This is a genomic window from Streptococcus sinensis (assembly GCF_000767835.1).
Taxonomy (GTDB): Bacteria; Bacillota; Bacilli; order Lactobacillales; family Streptococcaceae; genus Streptococcus; species Streptococcus sinensis.
This window is the reverse complement of record NZ_JPEN01000052.1, coordinates 1-15,697: the sequence shown is the minus strand read 5'-3', so window position 1 is coordinate 15,697 and position 15,697 is coordinate 1. Positions and strand designations below refer to the sequence as shown.

At 43.8% G+C, this 15,697-nt stretch carries 12 protein-coding genes and 1 pseudogene; 12 read left to right on the top strand and 1 reads right to left on the bottom strand.

All coding sequences use genetic code 11. From position 1 onward, the window contains the following. Positions 1–940: pseudogene (locus SSIN_RS03560) on the bottom strand (ISL3 family transposase); the annotation flags it as partial. A 62-nt stretch (positions 941–1,002) separates the two neighbouring features. Between SSIN_RS03560 and SSIN_RS03550 the strand changes: the two are divergent. From SSIN_RS03550 to SSIN_RS03495, 12 genes are all read left to right on the top strand, one after another. After that, on the top strand, positions 1,003–2,139 hold the full coding sequence (locus SSIN_RS03550) for an amidohydrolase (protein ID WP_037615874.1): 1,137 nt from the start codon (positions 1,003–1,005) through the stop codon (positions 2,137–2,139). Between the two features lie 204 nt (positions 2,140–2,343). Further along, positions 2,344–3,177 carry an amino acid ABC transporter substrate-binding protein gene (locus SSIN_RS03545; protein ID WP_037615872.1) on the top strand — a complete coding sequence of 278 codons (834 nt, stop codon included), beginning with the start codon at positions 2,344–2,346 and terminating at the stop codon, positions 3,175–3,177. 86 nt (positions 3,178–3,263) lie between these two features. Beyond that, entirely contained in the window at positions 3,264–4,139 is an 876-nt protein-coding gene (locus SSIN_RS03540) for a MetQ/NlpA family ABC transporter substrate-binding protein (protein ID WP_037615870.1), read from the top strand. Positions 4,140–4,345: 206 nt separating this feature from the next. Then, a complete protein-coding gene (locus SSIN_RS03535) occupies positions 4,346–5,722 on the top strand; it encodes a M20/M25/M40 family metallo-hydrolase (RefSeq protein ID WP_037615868.1) in 1,377 nt (458 codons plus the stop codon). Further along, the gene (locus tag SSIN_RS03530) at positions 5,712–6,776 is read left to right on the top strand and encodes a methionine ABC transporter ATP-binding protein (protein ID WP_037615866.1); all 1,065 of its coding nucleotides are present in this window, start codon (positions 5,712–5,714) and stop codon (positions 6,774–6,776) included. The genes SSIN_RS03535 and SSIN_RS03530 overlap by 11 nt, the downstream gene beginning before the upstream one ends. Position 6,777: 1 nt before the next feature. Next, the gene (locus tag SSIN_RS03525; RefSeq protein ID WP_037615864.1) at positions 6,778–7,470 is read left to right on the top strand and encodes a methionine ABC transporter permease; all 693 of its coding nucleotides are present in this window, start codon (positions 6,778–6,780) and stop codon (positions 7,468–7,470) included. A 257-nt stretch (positions 7,471–7,727) separates the two neighbouring features. Beyond that, positions 7,728–9,491 carry an ABC transporter ATP-binding protein/permease gene (locus SSIN_RS03520; RefSeq protein ID WP_037615863.1) on the top strand — a complete coding sequence of 588 codons (1,764 nt, stop codon included), beginning with the start codon at positions 7,728–7,730 and terminating at the stop codon, positions 9,489–9,491. Continuing rightward, entirely contained in the window at positions 9,481–11,148 is a 1,668-nt protein-coding gene (locus SSIN_RS03515) for an amino acid ABC transporter ATP-binding/permease protein (protein ID WP_037615861.1), read from the top strand. The genes SSIN_RS03520 and SSIN_RS03515 overlap by 11 nt, the downstream gene beginning before the upstream one ends. Further along, positions 11,149–11,742, top strand: coding sequence for an MptD family putative ECF transporter S component (locus SSIN_RS03510; RefSeq protein ID WP_037615858.1), 594 nt, complete (start codon positions 11,149–11,151; stop codon positions 11,740–11,742). Next, positions 11,739–12,419: an energy-coupling factor transporter transmembrane component T gene (locus tag SSIN_RS03505; RefSeq protein WP_037615856.1), complete on the top strand. Its 681-nt coding sequence runs from the start codon at positions 11,739–11,741 to the stop codon at positions 12,417–12,419. The genes SSIN_RS03510 and SSIN_RS03505 overlap by 4 nt, the downstream gene beginning before the upstream one ends. Further along, positions 12,380–13,813, top strand: a complete 1,434-nt coding sequence (locus SSIN_RS03500) for an ABC transporter ATP-binding protein (protein WP_037615852.1) — start codon at positions 12,380–12,382, stop codon at positions 13,811–13,813. The genes SSIN_RS03505 and SSIN_RS03500 overlap by 40 nt, the downstream gene beginning before the upstream one ends. 418 nt (positions 13,814–14,231) lie before the next feature. Beyond that, positions 14,232–15,602: a DUF4832 domain-containing protein gene (locus SSIN_RS03495; protein WP_037615849.1), complete on the top strand. Its 1,371-nt coding sequence runs from the start codon at positions 14,232–14,234 to the stop codon at positions 15,600–15,602. The last annotated feature ends 95 nt before the right edge of the window (positions 15,603–15,697 follow it).

Sequence of the window (15,697 nt, the reverse complement as noted above, 5' to 3'; positions counted from 1 at the left end):
ATTCTAGTTCTAAAGTTGTCAAAGTTCCGAAAGCCAAAAGCGTTGCGCTTGATAACCTTGATAAGGTTGTTAGTGGCCTCTAGCTTAGCATTTGAGTAAGGAAGTTCCAAAGCATTGATAATCTTGTCCCTCTCTTTTAAAAAGGTCTTAAAAACAGTTAGAAAGATAGGATTTACATAAGAAATGGTATCTTCAATGAGTCCAAAGAAATGTTCAGCCTGTTTCTCTTGGAAATGAAAGAGTAAGAGCTGGTAGAGCTCATAGTGTTCTCTGAGTTCTTGAGAGTAAGAGAGCAGCTTTTCCAGAATCTCTTTGTTGGTCAAATGCATGCGAAAAGTCGGCCGATAAAAGCGTTTATCACTGAGTTTCCGACTATCTTGTTGGAGCAGTTTCCAGTAGCGTTTTAGTGCCTTATATTCGTGCGATTTTCGATCCAATTGATTCATGATTTGAACACGAACACGACTCATAGCCCGGCTGAGATGTTGTACAATGTGAAAGCGATCCAGAACGATTTTAGCCTTTGGAAATAGTTTTCTGGCAATATCGTAATAGGGACTAAACATGTCCATTGTAATGACTTTAACGCCGTTTCGGACTTGTCTGGAATAGCGCAGAAAGTGATTGCGAATGGTTGTTTGCGTTCGTCCGTCCAGAATTGTGATGACCTTGAGCGAGTCAAAATCCTGTGCAATGAAGCTCATCTCTATCTGCCGATTGAAACAGTCACTTCCCTGACTGTTTCCACATCCCAGCTCATGTGTTCTGGAAGCCATTTGAGGTCAGTCGTGAACTCGAATTCTTTTAGTTTGCGAATGACGGTTGATGTGGAAACTGCTAAGCTTTCAGCGATGGCCGTCATAGGGATTTTCTCGATCAATTTTTGAGCGATTTTCTGGTTGACGATGGTTGCGATTTGGTGATTCTTCTTGACTAATGACTATGGTAATAGCGGAAAATATGTTATACTTATTGACAAAATCTGTCTGTGGAGGAATGCTTATGAAACAATTCTATGATAAATTAGTAAAAACGCGTCACTATCTTCATCAGCATCCAGAGTTGTCTGGCCAAGAATATGAAACGACAGCCTTTCTAAAGCGTTATTTGCAAGACTTGGGGATAAAAATCTTGGACACCGGCTTAGAGACGGGCTTGATTGCCGAAATTGGTCAAGGAAAGCCAGTGATCGCCCTGAGAGCAGATATTGATGCCTTGCCTATTTTAGAGCAGACAGGTCTGCCATACGCTAGCCAAAATCCTGGTGTTATGCATGCCTGCGGTCATGATTTTCATCAGGCCAGTCTTTTAGGGGCCGCGGAGTTGCTCAAGGCTATGGAAGAAGATTTACAGGGGACCGTTCGCCTGATTTTTCAGCCAGCCGAGGAAACGTCTCAGGGAGCCAGTCAAGTTCTGGCTACGGGTTTGCTGGATGATGTGGTTGCGATTATCGGTTTTCACAATATGCCCCAGTTAAAAGCTGGGCAAATAGCCTTGAAGGCGGGAGCCATGATGGCAGGTGTGGAAAAGTTTAAGGTGACTGTTGAGGGAGTCAGCAGCCATGCGGCTCGACCAGATTTGGGAGTGGATACGGTTCTGACTCTGATCAGCATGATTCAAAATCTCCAAGCTCTGGTTTCTCGGACTGTCTCACCCTTTGAGCCAGTTGTTTTGTCTGTGACCCACATTGAGGCTGGGGCGACTTGGAATGTTCTGCCGCAAAATGGCTTTTTTGAAGGAACCATTCGTTGTTTTAATCCTGAGTTGCAAAAGCGTTTGAAAGCAGATTTTATCCGTATTGTGGAGCATACTGCGGAGAATTTCGGTGCTAAAGTCAGTATTGTCTGGGATCAGACTCCGCCAGTGACCTATAATGATCTAGAATTAGCAGAGCTTATTTTTGAAAATTCTCAGAATATCGGGGAGCTATTGCCTGCCCAGCCGTCTTCTGCTGGAGAAGACTTTGCCTTTTATCAAGAAAAAATTCCTGGTGTTTTTGCCTTTATCGGCTCAAATGGTGCAGCAGATGCACCTGACCTGCACCATGATAGCATGATGATTGACGATACAGCCTTTCAGGTCTCTGTTCCTTACTACGTCGAAAACGCCCTTTTTCTCCTTAAGCACTATAAGAAATAACTATAGTCTTCTATAGAAAATAAGAACTAGGCAAGGTCACTTTCTTTTGTTATTATAGAAAAGCAGGATTTCTATCGCCTGAAAATAGTTTGAACTATCGAATCAGTGATAAATAAAATCTATCGCCCTGATAAAAAACATATAATGGCCAAGATTTTCTAAATCTGGTATGATAGAATCAAGCTTTTAGGAGGAAATAGGAATATGAATATTAAAAAATTATTGAAATATACCGCCACTGCTGTGGTAGGAAGTCTTGCAGTTGGATTGCTGGTGGCCTGCTCGTCTTCATCAAGTAAGGACACTGCTTCAAAGAAAACGACGGTCGAAGTAGGAACGGTTGGAACGACCAAGCCCTTCTCTTATGAAGATAAGGACGGGAAACTGACAGGTTACGAAATTGAAGTACTTCGGGAAATCTTTAAAGATTCAGACAAGTACGAAGTCAACTTCAATAAGACCAAATGGGCTTCTGTTTTCTCTGGCTTGGACAGTGACCGCTACCAAATCGGTGCCAACAACATCAGTTATTCAGAAGACCGTGCTGGCAAATACCTCTATACCAACCCTTACGCTAAAAATCCAACCGTCTTGGTGGTTCGTAAAGGAGTAAATATCAAGTCGCTGGACGATATCGGAGGCAAGTCTACTGAAGTTGTTCAAGGAACTTCAACAGCCAAACAGCTGGAAAAGTACAATGAAGAGCACAGTGCTAATCCGACAACTATCAACTATACAGATGGTACAATCCAGCAAATCTTGGCCAATCTGAACGACGGCCGCTCAGACTACAAGATTTTTGAGCGTATCACGGTGGATACGATTATTAAAGAACAAGGCTTGGATAATGTTGAAGTGATCGAACTTCCAAGTGACCAACAACCCTATGTCTATCCGCTCCTTGCCTCCGGACAGGAAGAGCTCCAAACCTTCGTGAACAAACGAATCAAGGAACTCTACGAGGATGGGACGCTTGAAAAATTATCAAAAGAATTCTTTGGAGGCACCTATTTGCCAGATGCCAAGGATATCAAATAAGTAACGATTCTCTCTTCCGTGAGGTATAAGAGATTGGTTCCTTTCATTCATCATCAATAAAAAATATATATTAAGGAGATTTTCTTATGAAATTGAAAAAATGGTTTGGTGCAACAGCACTTTTCGCTGCTGCAGCGTTTGGTTTGGCGGCTTGCTCGTCTTCAACATCTAAAGACGCTAAGTCAGCAGACAGTGCAACAGTCACTGTAAAAGTCGGCGTGATGAGCCTCAGCGATACAGAAGAAGCGCGTTGGAACAAGGTTCAGGAAATCCTTGATAAGGATAAAGCGGGAGTTAAATTAGACTTTACTCAATTTACAGACTACTCTCAACCTAACCAAGCGGTTCGTGATGGTGATGTGGATATCAACGCCTTCCAGCACTACTACTACCTGCAAAACTGGAATAAAGAAAACAATGCTGATTTGGTTTCTGTAGCAGATACTTATATCGCACCAATCCGTCTTTACTCTGGTACGAAAGATGGCAAAAACAAATATACTGATGTGAAAGACATTCCAGAAAACGGAAGCATTGCTGTGCCAAATGATGCGACAAACGAAAGCCGTGCTTTGAACCTTCTTCAAGCAGCTGGTTTGATTAAGTTGGACGTGGATTCAACTAAACTTGCGACTGTTGCTAACATCAAAGAAAACAAGAAAAACTTGAAAATTTCTGAATTGGATGCTTCTCAAACAGCAGCTTCTCTTACTTCTGTAGATGCAGCAGTTGTCAACAATACCTTCGTTCGTGAAGCTGGCATTGACTACAAGAGCGCTCTTTACAAAGAAAAGACAGATGAAAATTCTAAACTTTGGTACAACTTGATTGCTGCTAAGAAAGATTGGGAAAAATCTGACAAAGCAGATGCCATCAAGAAAATCATCAAGGCTTACCAGACAGACGAAGTCAAAAAAGTCATTGAAGAGTCTTCAGACGGTATGGATCAACCAGTTTGGTAAGATTTTATAGAAAATAATTGAAGATAGAAAGGGCGGGGAATGGATTTCTCCAGCCCTTTATCTGCTATTAGTTAGAGTTTTTATCAGCAGAGATGATTTGGCAATTTTTGAATGAAGAACTGTGGACTTACAGTACGGTCAGTCTTTGCTCTTTCGTGAATCATAGCGGATAATCTTTAGACAAATGTGATTAGTAGGAGTCGAATATGCCTTTCTCAACTGAGAGTGAACAAATTAAAAAGTTTGAAAATGATGAGGTAGCCCAACACTATTTTGAGGTGTTGCGGACCTTGATTTCTAAAAAGTCTATCTTTGCCCAGCAAATTGGGCTCAAGGAGGTAGCTGCATATCTGGGAGAAATTTTCACTGCTGCGGGTGCTAAAGTGATGATTGATGACAGCTACACGGCTCCCTTTTTATTGGCAGAGTTTCAGTCAGACAACCCTGAGGCCAAGACCATCATTTTCTACAACCACTATGATACGGTACCGGCCGACAATGACCAGCCTTGGACCAACGATCCCTTTACTCTGTCGGTCCACTATGGTGTCATGTATGGACGCGGGGTCGATGATGATAAAGGGCACATTACTGCGCGTTTGACAGCAGTGCGTAAATATATCCGAGAGCAAGGTTCTCTGCCAGTCAACATCATTTTTATGATGGAGGGAGCTGAGGAGTCAGCTTCGACAGACTTGGATAAATATCTGGCCAAGTACAAGAAACGCTTGCGGGGAGCAGATTTGCTGGTCTGGGAGCAGGGCACGCATAACAATCTAGGCCAGTTGGAAATTTCTGGTGGGAATAAGGGGATTGTCACCTTTGATATGTCTGTCCGCAGTGCAGAAGTCGATATTCATTCTAGCTATGGGGGCGTCATCAATTCTGCTTCTTGGTACTTGATGGATGCTATCTCTAGCCTGCGTAGTGCGGACGGTCGGATATTAGTGGAGGGCATCTATGAACAAGTAGAGGAGCCCAATGAGCGAGAGTTGGCTTTGATTGCCCAATATGCTCTGAAGACACCAGAAGAGTTGAAGGAAATCTACGGTCTCCAGCTCCCAGTCTTGAAGGAGGAAAGGCAGGAATTTCTCCGTCGCTTCTATTTTGAGCCAGCCATTAATATTGAAGGCTTCGGTTCGGGCTATCAGGGACAAGGGGTTAAAACCATCCTCCCAGCACATGCATCTGCCAAGATGGAAGTGCGCTTGGTGCCAGGCTTGGAGCCCCATGATGTCTTGGATAAGATTCGCAAGCAACTGGACAAAAATGGCTATGATAAGGTAGAATTAACCTATACACTGGGAGAAATGAGCTATCGTAGTGATATGAGTGCTCCTTCTATCCTGAATGTAATTGAACTGGCCAAGAATTTTTATCCAGAAGGCATCTCGGTGCTTCCGACCTCGGCAGGAACAGGCCCCATGCATACAGTCTTTGAGGCTTTAGAAGTTCCGATGGCTGCCTTTGGCTTGGGAAATGCCAACAGTCGGGATCATGGTGGCGATGAAAATGTCAAGATTGCCGATTATTATACCCATATTGAATTAATCAAGGAGTTAATCAGAAGTTATGAGCAATGAAATTATCAAATTAGACCGTATTGATGTCACTTTCACGCAGAAAAATCGTGTCATCAAGGCGGTTGAAGACGTGACCATTCACATCAATCAGGGAGATATTTACGGGATCGTGGGTTATTCTGGTGCCGGAAAGTCAACTTTGGTGCGGGTTATTAACCTCCTGCAGAAACCATCTGGTGGTCGCATCACTGTGGATGGGACAGTGATGTATGACAAGGGCAGTGTCCAGCTGAATGCGGCTCAACTGCGGGAAAAGCGAAAAGATATTGGGATGATTTTCCAGCATTTTAATCTCATGGCCCAGATGACGGCCAAGGAAAATGTCGCTTTTGCCTTGAAGCACTCATCCTTATCTGCTGAGAAAAAAGAGGAGAAGGTTCTCAAACTTTTAGAACTGGTTGGCCTGGAAGATCGAGCGGATAATTATCCATCTCAACTATCTGGCGGGCAGAAGCAGCGGGTGGCGATTGCTAGAGCCTTAGCCAATGACCCGAAAATCTTGATTTCGGATGAGGCGACTTCGGCTCTGGATCCTAAAACAACCAAGCAAATTTTGGCCTTGCTTCAGGATTTGAACCAAAAGTTGGGGCTGACGATTGTACTCATCACGCATGAGATGCAAATTGTCAAAGATATTGCCAATCGCGTGGCTGTTATGCAGAACGGGAAATTGATCGAGGAAGGCTCGGTCTTGGATATTTTTACCAATCCGCAGAACGAATTGACCAAAGATTTTATCACCACGGCAACAGGCATCACTGAAGCGATGGTGAAAATCAATCAGCAGAAGATTGTCCAGAATCTGCCGGCAGATTCGGTTTTGGCGCATTTGAAGTATGCTGGAACGGTGACAGATACAGCCATTATCAATGATATCTACAAGCAGTATCAGGTGTCGGCCAATATTTTACATGCCAACATTGAGATTTTAGACCATGTGCCTGTCGGGGAGATGGTAGTTATTTTATCAGGAAATACTGAAAATCTTGCGGCAGTTCAGAGCAATTTGCAAGCTGCTGGCGTAGAATTAAAGGTGCTTAAGGGAGGAATTTAGATTGGTAGACTTGATTAAAACATTTTTGCCCAATGTCTATAAGATGGGCTGGGCTGGTCAGGCTGGCTGGGGAACAGCGATTTATCTGACCTTTTATATGACAATTATTTCCTTTCTGATTGGTGGGATTCTAGGCTTGGTAGCTGGGCTTTTCCTGGTATTGACAGCGCCGGGTGGCATTTTAGAAAATAAAACAGCCTTTTTCATCTTGGACAAGGTAACGTCCATCTTTCGGGCGATTCCTTTTATCATTCTCCTTGCTTTGATCAATCCCTTCACACGGATGATTGTGGGAACAGGAATTGGTCCAACAGCGGCTTTGGTGCCTTTATCTCTGGCAGTCTTTCCTTTCTTTGCCCGTCAGGTACAGGTGGTTCTATCTGAATTGGACCGCGGTGTGATTGAAGCGGCCCAGGCAGTTGGTGCCAACTCATGGGATATCATCGGAGTTTATCTACGCGAGGGCTTACCAGATTTGATTCGGGTGACAACGGTGACCTTAATCTCGCTAGTCGGTGAAACAGCTATGGCGGGAGCGATTGGTGCAGGCGGTCTTGGGAATGTGGCGATTGCCTATGGCTATCAGCGTTTCAATCAAGACGTGACCATTTTAGCAACTGTTTTGCTCTTGCTCCTCATTTTCTTTATCCAGTTTTTAGGGGATTTCCTAACCAGAAAAATCAGTCATCGCTAGACAAGGCTTCCATTTGGAAGTCTTTTTTGCTATCAAAATAGATTAAAAAGTCTGAAAATTCAATTTACATTCTTTTTCCAGAATGCTATAATGATTAAATACAGGTAAATAAAAGTAGGATAGTTGCTTAATCTATTCTGTAACTTGCTTCGGTTAGGCAAGTTGTCTTTCTAGACTATGAGAGTGGAAGGTAACTTGTATCAAGGATTTTATTTGCAACTGACTAAAATGAAAGAAGACTTCTATCAGGGGGAAACATGATACCAAAAAAAGAAAAAATGTCTAGGGCGCGAAGGAAAGAACTGACAGGGCGCTTAAAAGAACAAATTCGACCCAAGCTGAAACTGGTCTATTTGTCAGCTTTTTTGTCTTGGGGGCAGTTTTTGATGCGGATTCTGAGTTTTGCCTTGATTGCGAAAGTTTTGGCTGACTTGTATGATGGGATTGTCATCTCTTTTCCTCGGGTGTTTTGTTGGCTGGTGTTTTTCAACGGACTAGGCTTTGCCATTTCTCTTTTGGCTAAACGCTATCAAGGATTGGCTTCGCAATTTGCTAGAGACAGACTTAAAGCAGCATTTTTTCAGGTTTTTATAGATAAGGATGGGGAATTTAAGGACGGCCGGACAGCTGCGGATATTTTAACGGTGGCTTCGCAAGGGATTGACAGCTTAGATACTTACTATTCCTACTACTTATCGCTCAATTTGCGAACTTATTTTAATTGTCTGACAGTACTAATCATTGTTTTCTTTCTTTTTCCTTTGGGAGGTTTGATTTTTATCCTGTCTTTGCCTTTCATACCTGTTTCCATTATGCTGATGCAGAGACGTTCGCGCAGGATTATGGCTCGTTATTGGGCTTCTTATATGGATGTGGGGAATCTATTTTTAGATGATCTGCAAGGACTCAATACGCTTTATTCTTATCAGGCAGATGGTAAATATGAGCGGGAGTTTGCTGAACAGGCAGAGGATTTTCGTGATGCAACGATGGAGCTTTTGGGTTTTCAGTTGCAGTCTGTTGGCTATATGGATGCAGTCATGTATTTGGGGATTGGGATTTCTGGCTTTGTTGCAGCAGGCATGTTGGCTGCGGGAAACTTATCGCTTTTTACCATGATTTTCTTTGTGTTGATAGCGACTGAATTTTTCGCACCGATTCGTGAGGCAGGATATGGGATGCATCTGGTCATGATGACGACCCAAATGGCAGATCGGATTTTCAGTTTTCTCGATTCGGTAGAAAAAAGACCTCAGGAGCCTGTTGTTGAGCTGCCAGCCTTTGATCGACTTAGGGTGGACAAGCTGACATTTGGCTTTGACGGCCAGTTCCTATTTAAAAATCTGTCTTTTGAGCTTAGTCGTGGACAGGTTTTTGCTATTGCTGGTGAGAGTGGTCGAGGAAAGACGACCTTGGCTAAGCTGTTGCTGGGAAAACTCCGAGCGAGTTCGGGTCATATTTTCTTTGGTGCTAAGTCTCTAGAAGGTATATCGCAGCAGTCTCTTTATCCACAAGTCATGTATGTATCATCAAATAGCACTCTTCTGAATAGCAGTATTTTAGAAAATTTGCAGTTAGCAACGGACTTGTCTCAGGCAGAGATTGAAACTTGGCTGGCTGAAAAAAAACTACTATCCTTTATTGATAAACTACCTCAGGGACTGGCTACTCCAGTGGGGGAAAATGGGAATCAACTGTCACCTGGACAGCGTCAGCAGCTTATTTGTGTCCGGGCCATGTTAGCCAAACGTTCTCTTTATATTTTTGATGAAATCACTTCCAACGTAGATCAGGAAAATGAGTCTCTCATCTATGAACTGCTGGATTTATTGGCTCAAGAAGCTCTGGTTATCGAAATCACTCATAAAATGAAGCAAGTGGCGAAAGCATCGGAAGTACTCTTTTTAGGAAAGGGAAACCTTGCTTTAGGACGGCCAGAAGACTTATATGCCAATAATAAGGAATACCACCAGCTAGTTGACACGCAGAAAGAATTGGAGGAATTGACAAATGGAAAATAAAAGAACCTATCCAACACGTGAAATCCTCGCTCGACTCTTGCAGGTCATGAGGCATCTGCTCCCCTTTATTGGGTTAGCTGTGCTTTTTGCAGTGCTGGGTTTTGTCACAACGCTGGCAATTCCAAGTTTGTTGATCATTTTGGGCTTTTTTGCTCTTAAGAATCAGGCACCGTCTGCTTGGTACGTGCTACTGCTGATAGGCTTGGCTTTAGCCAGAGGGCTTTTCCGCTATGGGGAGCATTATTTTGGTCATTATGTGGCATTTCATTCCTTGGCGGATCTGCGTAAACTAATTTTTGCCAAGCTTCGTCGGTTGGCCCCGGCAAAACTGGATCGACAGGACAGTGGGAAACTGCTCAAGATGATTGGAGAGGATATCGAGGCTCTAGAAATCTTCTTTGCTCATACGCTGGCTCCGATTTGTACAGGTATCCTATCAGCTCTTTTAATAGCGATATATTTTACTGGCTTTTCTCCTTGGTTTACTCTGATAGCTCTAGCGACTTACCTTCTGCTAGCTGTGGCTCTGCCTCGGAAATTTGCTCTTGACTTAGAGAATTTTCTGCAGGAGCAGCATCAAAGACGCACATCTTATATTTCCTTCTTTTTGGAGAGCTTGGAGGCTATGGGGGACTTGGTCCAGTTTGGCAAAGTTCAGGAACGCTTTGAGATTTTATCTCAAAAAAGTCAGCAGGTCAATCAGTTAGAGCGCCAGATTGCACAAAAACAATTTCTTCAACAGGCTCTAACATTTTTAGTCGTGGGCATGGCAGTCATGCTTTTTGCCCTTACTGCTCTCTATCAGGTTCAGGAGAGGCAGCTGCTTCTAGAAAGGGCTGTCCTAGCTTTGGTAGCTTTCTCTAGCTCTTTTGCTCCCTTTTTGGAACTGGGGCGTTTACCCCTTGGTTTTAAAAGAGCCATGAATGCAGGCAGCAATGTCTTTGGTCTTTTGGATGAAAAAGAGCCTATTCAGACTGGGCAAGCATCAACCGTCAGCTTGGAGCAGATTTCAGTGGAAGATATACATTTTGCTTATGACAATCGCAATGTTCCAATTTTCGAGCAGCTATCAGCTCATTTTGAAAAAGGAAAAATTATCGGCTTGGTCGGATCTAGTGGTTGCGGGAAATCTACCTTGATGAAACTGCTCATGCGTTGGTATGACCCACAAGCTGGCAGGATTGTCTTCACTGGTCAGGATTCACGAGATATTGACCGCCAGCATTTGCAGGCTTCCTTTGCCTACGTGCCTCAAACTGCTCAGCTCTTTCATCAGTCTTTGCGGGAAAATCTGCTTTTGGGGAAATCCGGTATCAGCGATGAAGCAATTTGGGATTTGGCGGCAAAGTGCCGGCTCAAAGAGCGCTTGGAAATTCTGCCTGAGGGATTGGATACGATTGTTGATGGAGAAAGGGATTTTTCTGCTGGGGAGCGTCAGCGGTTGGAACTCATGCGAGCCCTGCTCAAGAAAGCAGCTTGCTATATTTTTGATGAGCCAACCAGCAACCTAGATTCCCTCAATGAAGCAGCTTTTCTCTCCATCGTTAAGGAAGAATGCCAAGGGATGGTATTTCTGATCTCCCATCGCTTGTCAACGGTTGCTTTTGCGGATGAGGTTTATGAACTAACACCTTCTCAGTTAAAAAGGATTAGATAAATGAAAAAATTAAAAGTTAAAGATATTATGCTGACGGGAGCTTTTGCTACCCTCTACATTCTCTGCGTCGGGCTAGGCGTACTTGTTGGAAGCTTTTTTGATCGCTCTGGCAATATGATGTACGCTCCAGCTTTCGCTGCAGTTTTTGGAGGAACAGTCTATATGCTCCTGCAAAGCAAGATTAAGAAATTTGGGGCAATCAGCCTCTTGGGGATGGTGATGGGAGCCTTTTTCCTCCTTTCGGGCCATTTCTTTATTGCTTTTCTGCCAGGTCTGGTTTTTGGATTTTTGGCGGATTGGGTTGCGGGATTGGGGAGGTATGAAAATAAATCCCTGAGCCTCCTGTCGTTTGTTGTCTTCTCTTTTGCTAATTCAGGCCCCATTATTCTCATGTGGTTGGCGCGTCAGACCTATATTGATAGCTTGGTAGCGCGTGGAAAGACGGAGGAATATATCAATCGGATTCTGCTGCCTGTAGACTTCCCAACGATAGCTGGGTTTGTTGGAATGGTAGCTGTCGGTGCTCTAGTTGGTGGACTTTTTGGTCAGTATCTAGTGAAGAGACACTTTGTTAAAGCAGGGATGGCTTCATGAAATTAGACGTCCGCAGCAAGGTTCTGCTGGTCTTATTTGCTAATCTGGCTTTTCTGCTTAGAGTTACGGGCTGGCCTGAAACTGTGCTAGTTTTAGGGCTGGCTCTAATAACTGCTCTTGTGGGTAAAAAGAAAATGTCCCTCTATTATCTGAGTATCTATCTGCTCTTGTTGGCAGTTGATACTTTTTTACTGGATTTGCTGCCGTCTCTACCCATTCGTATGCTGACAACCATTGCGACAGCTGGACGTTTTATGTTGCCTTCTATCATGGCTGGAAGCTTGCTTTTGACAACCTCCAGCGCCTACGATCTGATACATGGACTCAGAAAATGGTACTTGCCAGAGAGTCTACTCTTGACTTTGGCTGTAATGCTACGATTTTTACCAGCGATTAAGGCAGATGCCAAAATGGTCAGCCGCAGTTTGCGGCTAAGAGGAATGTTTCTACAAAAACGAAGCATCTTCCTGCAGCCTGTTCGCTATTTTGAGTATATGATTGTTCCGCTTCTAATGTCTCTCTTGCGGACGATACAGGACTTGACTATAGCCTCTCTGACCAAGGGATTAGCCCTAAAAAGAGGTGGCACAGAAACCTTTGTTTCTCGCTTCAGACTGTTAGATTGGAGTATTTGCCTATGGATGCTAGGTATGCTGATTTGGATGATTCACCCTTGATTGCTGCAGAGTCTTTGACTTTTTCTTATGAGAATAGCAGAGCAGACAGCCTGCGAGTAGACCGCTTACAGCTTCCGACAGGGAGTTTGACAGTGCTCTGTGGGGTCAGCGGCAGCGGCAAGTCAACTTTCCTGCGTCTCTTAAATGGCTTGATTCCGGATTACTATAGAGGTGATCTAAGCGGAAAACTACGAGTGGCAGATCTGGAAGCAGGTCAGCAATCGGTCGAAGATTTATCTGTGGTGGTAGCCTCGGTCTTTCAAAATCCAGCCAATCAATTTTTCCACAAAATGGTCAAGCATGAGTTGGTCTTTCCTAGTGAGAATCAGGGGAAGCCTAGCCAGCAGATTTTGGCACAATTGAGCAGGCTGACTCAGGACTTTGCTTTGGAAGGCTATCTGGAGCGGGATTTATTTAGCCTGTCAGGAGGAGAAAAGCAGCGTGTAGCCTTGTTGACAGCTATCATGCAGGACACTCCGATTATGGTCTTGGATGAACCGACGGCCAATCTGGATCGGCGGGGAATTGAGCAAGTGAGAGAGCACCTAATAGACTTGAAGGCCCAGGGCAAGACTATCTTGGTGGCCGAGCATAGGCTGGATTATCTGCGAGATTTTGCTGATAGTTATCTCTATTTTGATCAGGGGCGGTTGCAGCGTATCTTTTCTCAAGCAGAGTTTCTGGGCTTGTCGGATCAGGAAAGGTGTGCTCTTAGTCTGAGAAGTATTCGTTTGCCAGAATTCAAGGCAGCAACTGGTTTCCCCTTCTCTGATGGACTGACAGTTGAAAATTTACAGCTAAGAGCTGGTACTCAAAATCTATCTTTTATCCCCAGATTTAGTTTTCCGACTGGTCAGATTACGGCAATTATAGGACCGAACGGAGCTGGTAAATCTACCTTAGCTACCTATCTAGCTGGTCTTTTAGACGATGATGATGCCCGCTGTGAGCTCAATGGTTCGGCCTTATCTGCAAAAGATCGTCTGCAAAAAACAGCCTTGGTCATGCAAGAAGTGCAGCTCCAGCTTTTTGCGGATAGTGTCGAAAATGAGCTGAAACTGGGAAATCACAGCTCGGCGGAAGAGCGGGCAGAAATCTTATCTCGGCTGGGTTTAGCGGGGATGGAAGAGCGCCATCCGATGACGCTGTCAGGCGGAGAACAGCAGCGCTTATTGATTGCCAGTCAGATCTTGTCTGATAAGGAGATTTTCATTTTTGATGAGCCAAGTTCGGGTCTGGACTATCACCAGATGCGAGCAGTCGCGGAAGTCTTACAAGATTTAAAAAGGGCTGGCAGAATTGTTATCCTTATCTCTCACGATGAGGAATTGCTGGAGCTGACAGCGGATCAGCTGCTCGAATTGACCGATGAGCAGAAGCAGATATTTTCATAAGAGTTCACCCAATAAGACTTTTTCTATAGCGAAAAGGTCTTATTTTTGGTAAAATTAAGAGGTTAAACATTGAGATATTAAGGACACCTGTCATCTCAAGAACAGGGCATGTTTGGTAGCTCAAAGTTTAGTTTTGAGCTTGGAAATAAAGTGTCCGATAGGAAGCAGCAACAGTAGGTCAAGTTGAGGTCAAACTTGTTTGCTCTATTTGCAACCTTCTACACTCCCACAGGGCTGTTGAAGCCAGTATTTTCCTTAGCTTTGGGAAAACTTCTCAACCTGAACCTAGAAATACAGGATTGAGGGAGCTAAAAATCTTTGATTGTCTGAGTTTTGCCCAGCCTCGCTAACGACGTAATAAAAGATGGGCTGAATACTTACACTAAGCCAGGAGTGATTTTTTTTGAAAGGCAGGAGAATGAAGAAAAAAGTGATTTTTGCTGTTTTATTCTTATTTTTAATAGTAGCTATTGCCCTCTCTATCCACCGTTCTGTAGATAGGAGGACGTTTTCTTATTCAGCAGCAGCTGTTGGGAATCCTTTGATGGGCTATGCGCCTTCTGCGCAAGAATCAGATCTTTCAGATGATATCAGCTTGTTATATGTTGAGGTTACTTGGAGAGAGCTGGAGCCTGAGAAAGGCATTTATAGATGGGATGCTATTGAAAAGGCAAACCAGTTTAAAAAATGGCGAGCAGAAGGCAAGCATTTTGTGCTGCGTTTTGTGCTGGATTATCCTGGGGAAAAGCAGCATAAGGATATTCCAGACTGGCTCTATGATGAATTAGCGGATCCAGGTGACTGGTACGATTCATCATATGGCAAAGGCTTTTCTCCAAATTATCATGATAAAAAGTTAGTCAGCTACTATCAAAAAGCTGTTAAAGCATTGGGAGAACGCTGGGGGCAAGACAGTTTTATCAGCTATATTGAGCTGGGAGGATTGGGGCATTGGGGAGAATGGCATGTTAATCTGGAGGCTGGAATCCGTCCACTGCCAAATGACAGCATCCGAGAGCAATATGTGACGCCTTGGCTGACGGCTTTTCCAGAAGCCAGTTTCTTGATGCGACGCCCCTTCTCGACAGCGAAAAAATATGGTTTCGGTATTTACAATGATATGGCTGGTGATGCAGCAAGCACGCAGGAATGGTTGGACTGGATAAAGCTAGGTGGAATCTACGACCAAACAAATGAAAAATCTCTGACAGCCATGCCTGACAGTTGGAAAACAGCGCCAATCGGCGGAGAATTGACCAGCAGTCTGTCTATGGAGCAACTCTTGGTTTCTGATTTGCAGCAGACAGTTGATTTGGTAAAGACCTCTCATACAAGCTTTTTAGGTCCTAAAATTGCTGAGGCAGTTGATGGGGATAAAAAGGGATATGACAAGCTTTTGCAACATATGGGTTATCGTTTGTGGATTTCGTCTGCAAAGCTTCAAAGATATGGGGGCGCTATAAAACTGATTACTACTTGGGAAAATGCCGGTGTTGCCCCTTTTTATAAAAACTGGAAAGTCTATGTATATGTGCAAGATAATTCGGGGACAGAGATTGAAAAGACAGAACTGCCGATTGAGCTGCCAAAGGTCCTTCCAGGCGAGCAGGTAACGGTTGCTGTCAATCTTTCAAAGCTAAAATCAGCAGAAGCAGTGTGGCAAAAGTATCAAATTTCTGTCGGAATTGTCGATCCCATGACAGGAGAGAATGCTATTCACTTTGCCGTCGCTGGTCAAGAAAATCAGAAGCGGCTCATCTTATTCACAAAAAATTGGGATGCAGGTTGACTAATACTGAAAGAGAATCTATTTTAGACGAGATAAATCTGGCTCTTTTCTACCATTTGTCAAGTCTGTCAAGGCTTTAAGTGAAAAATGAGATA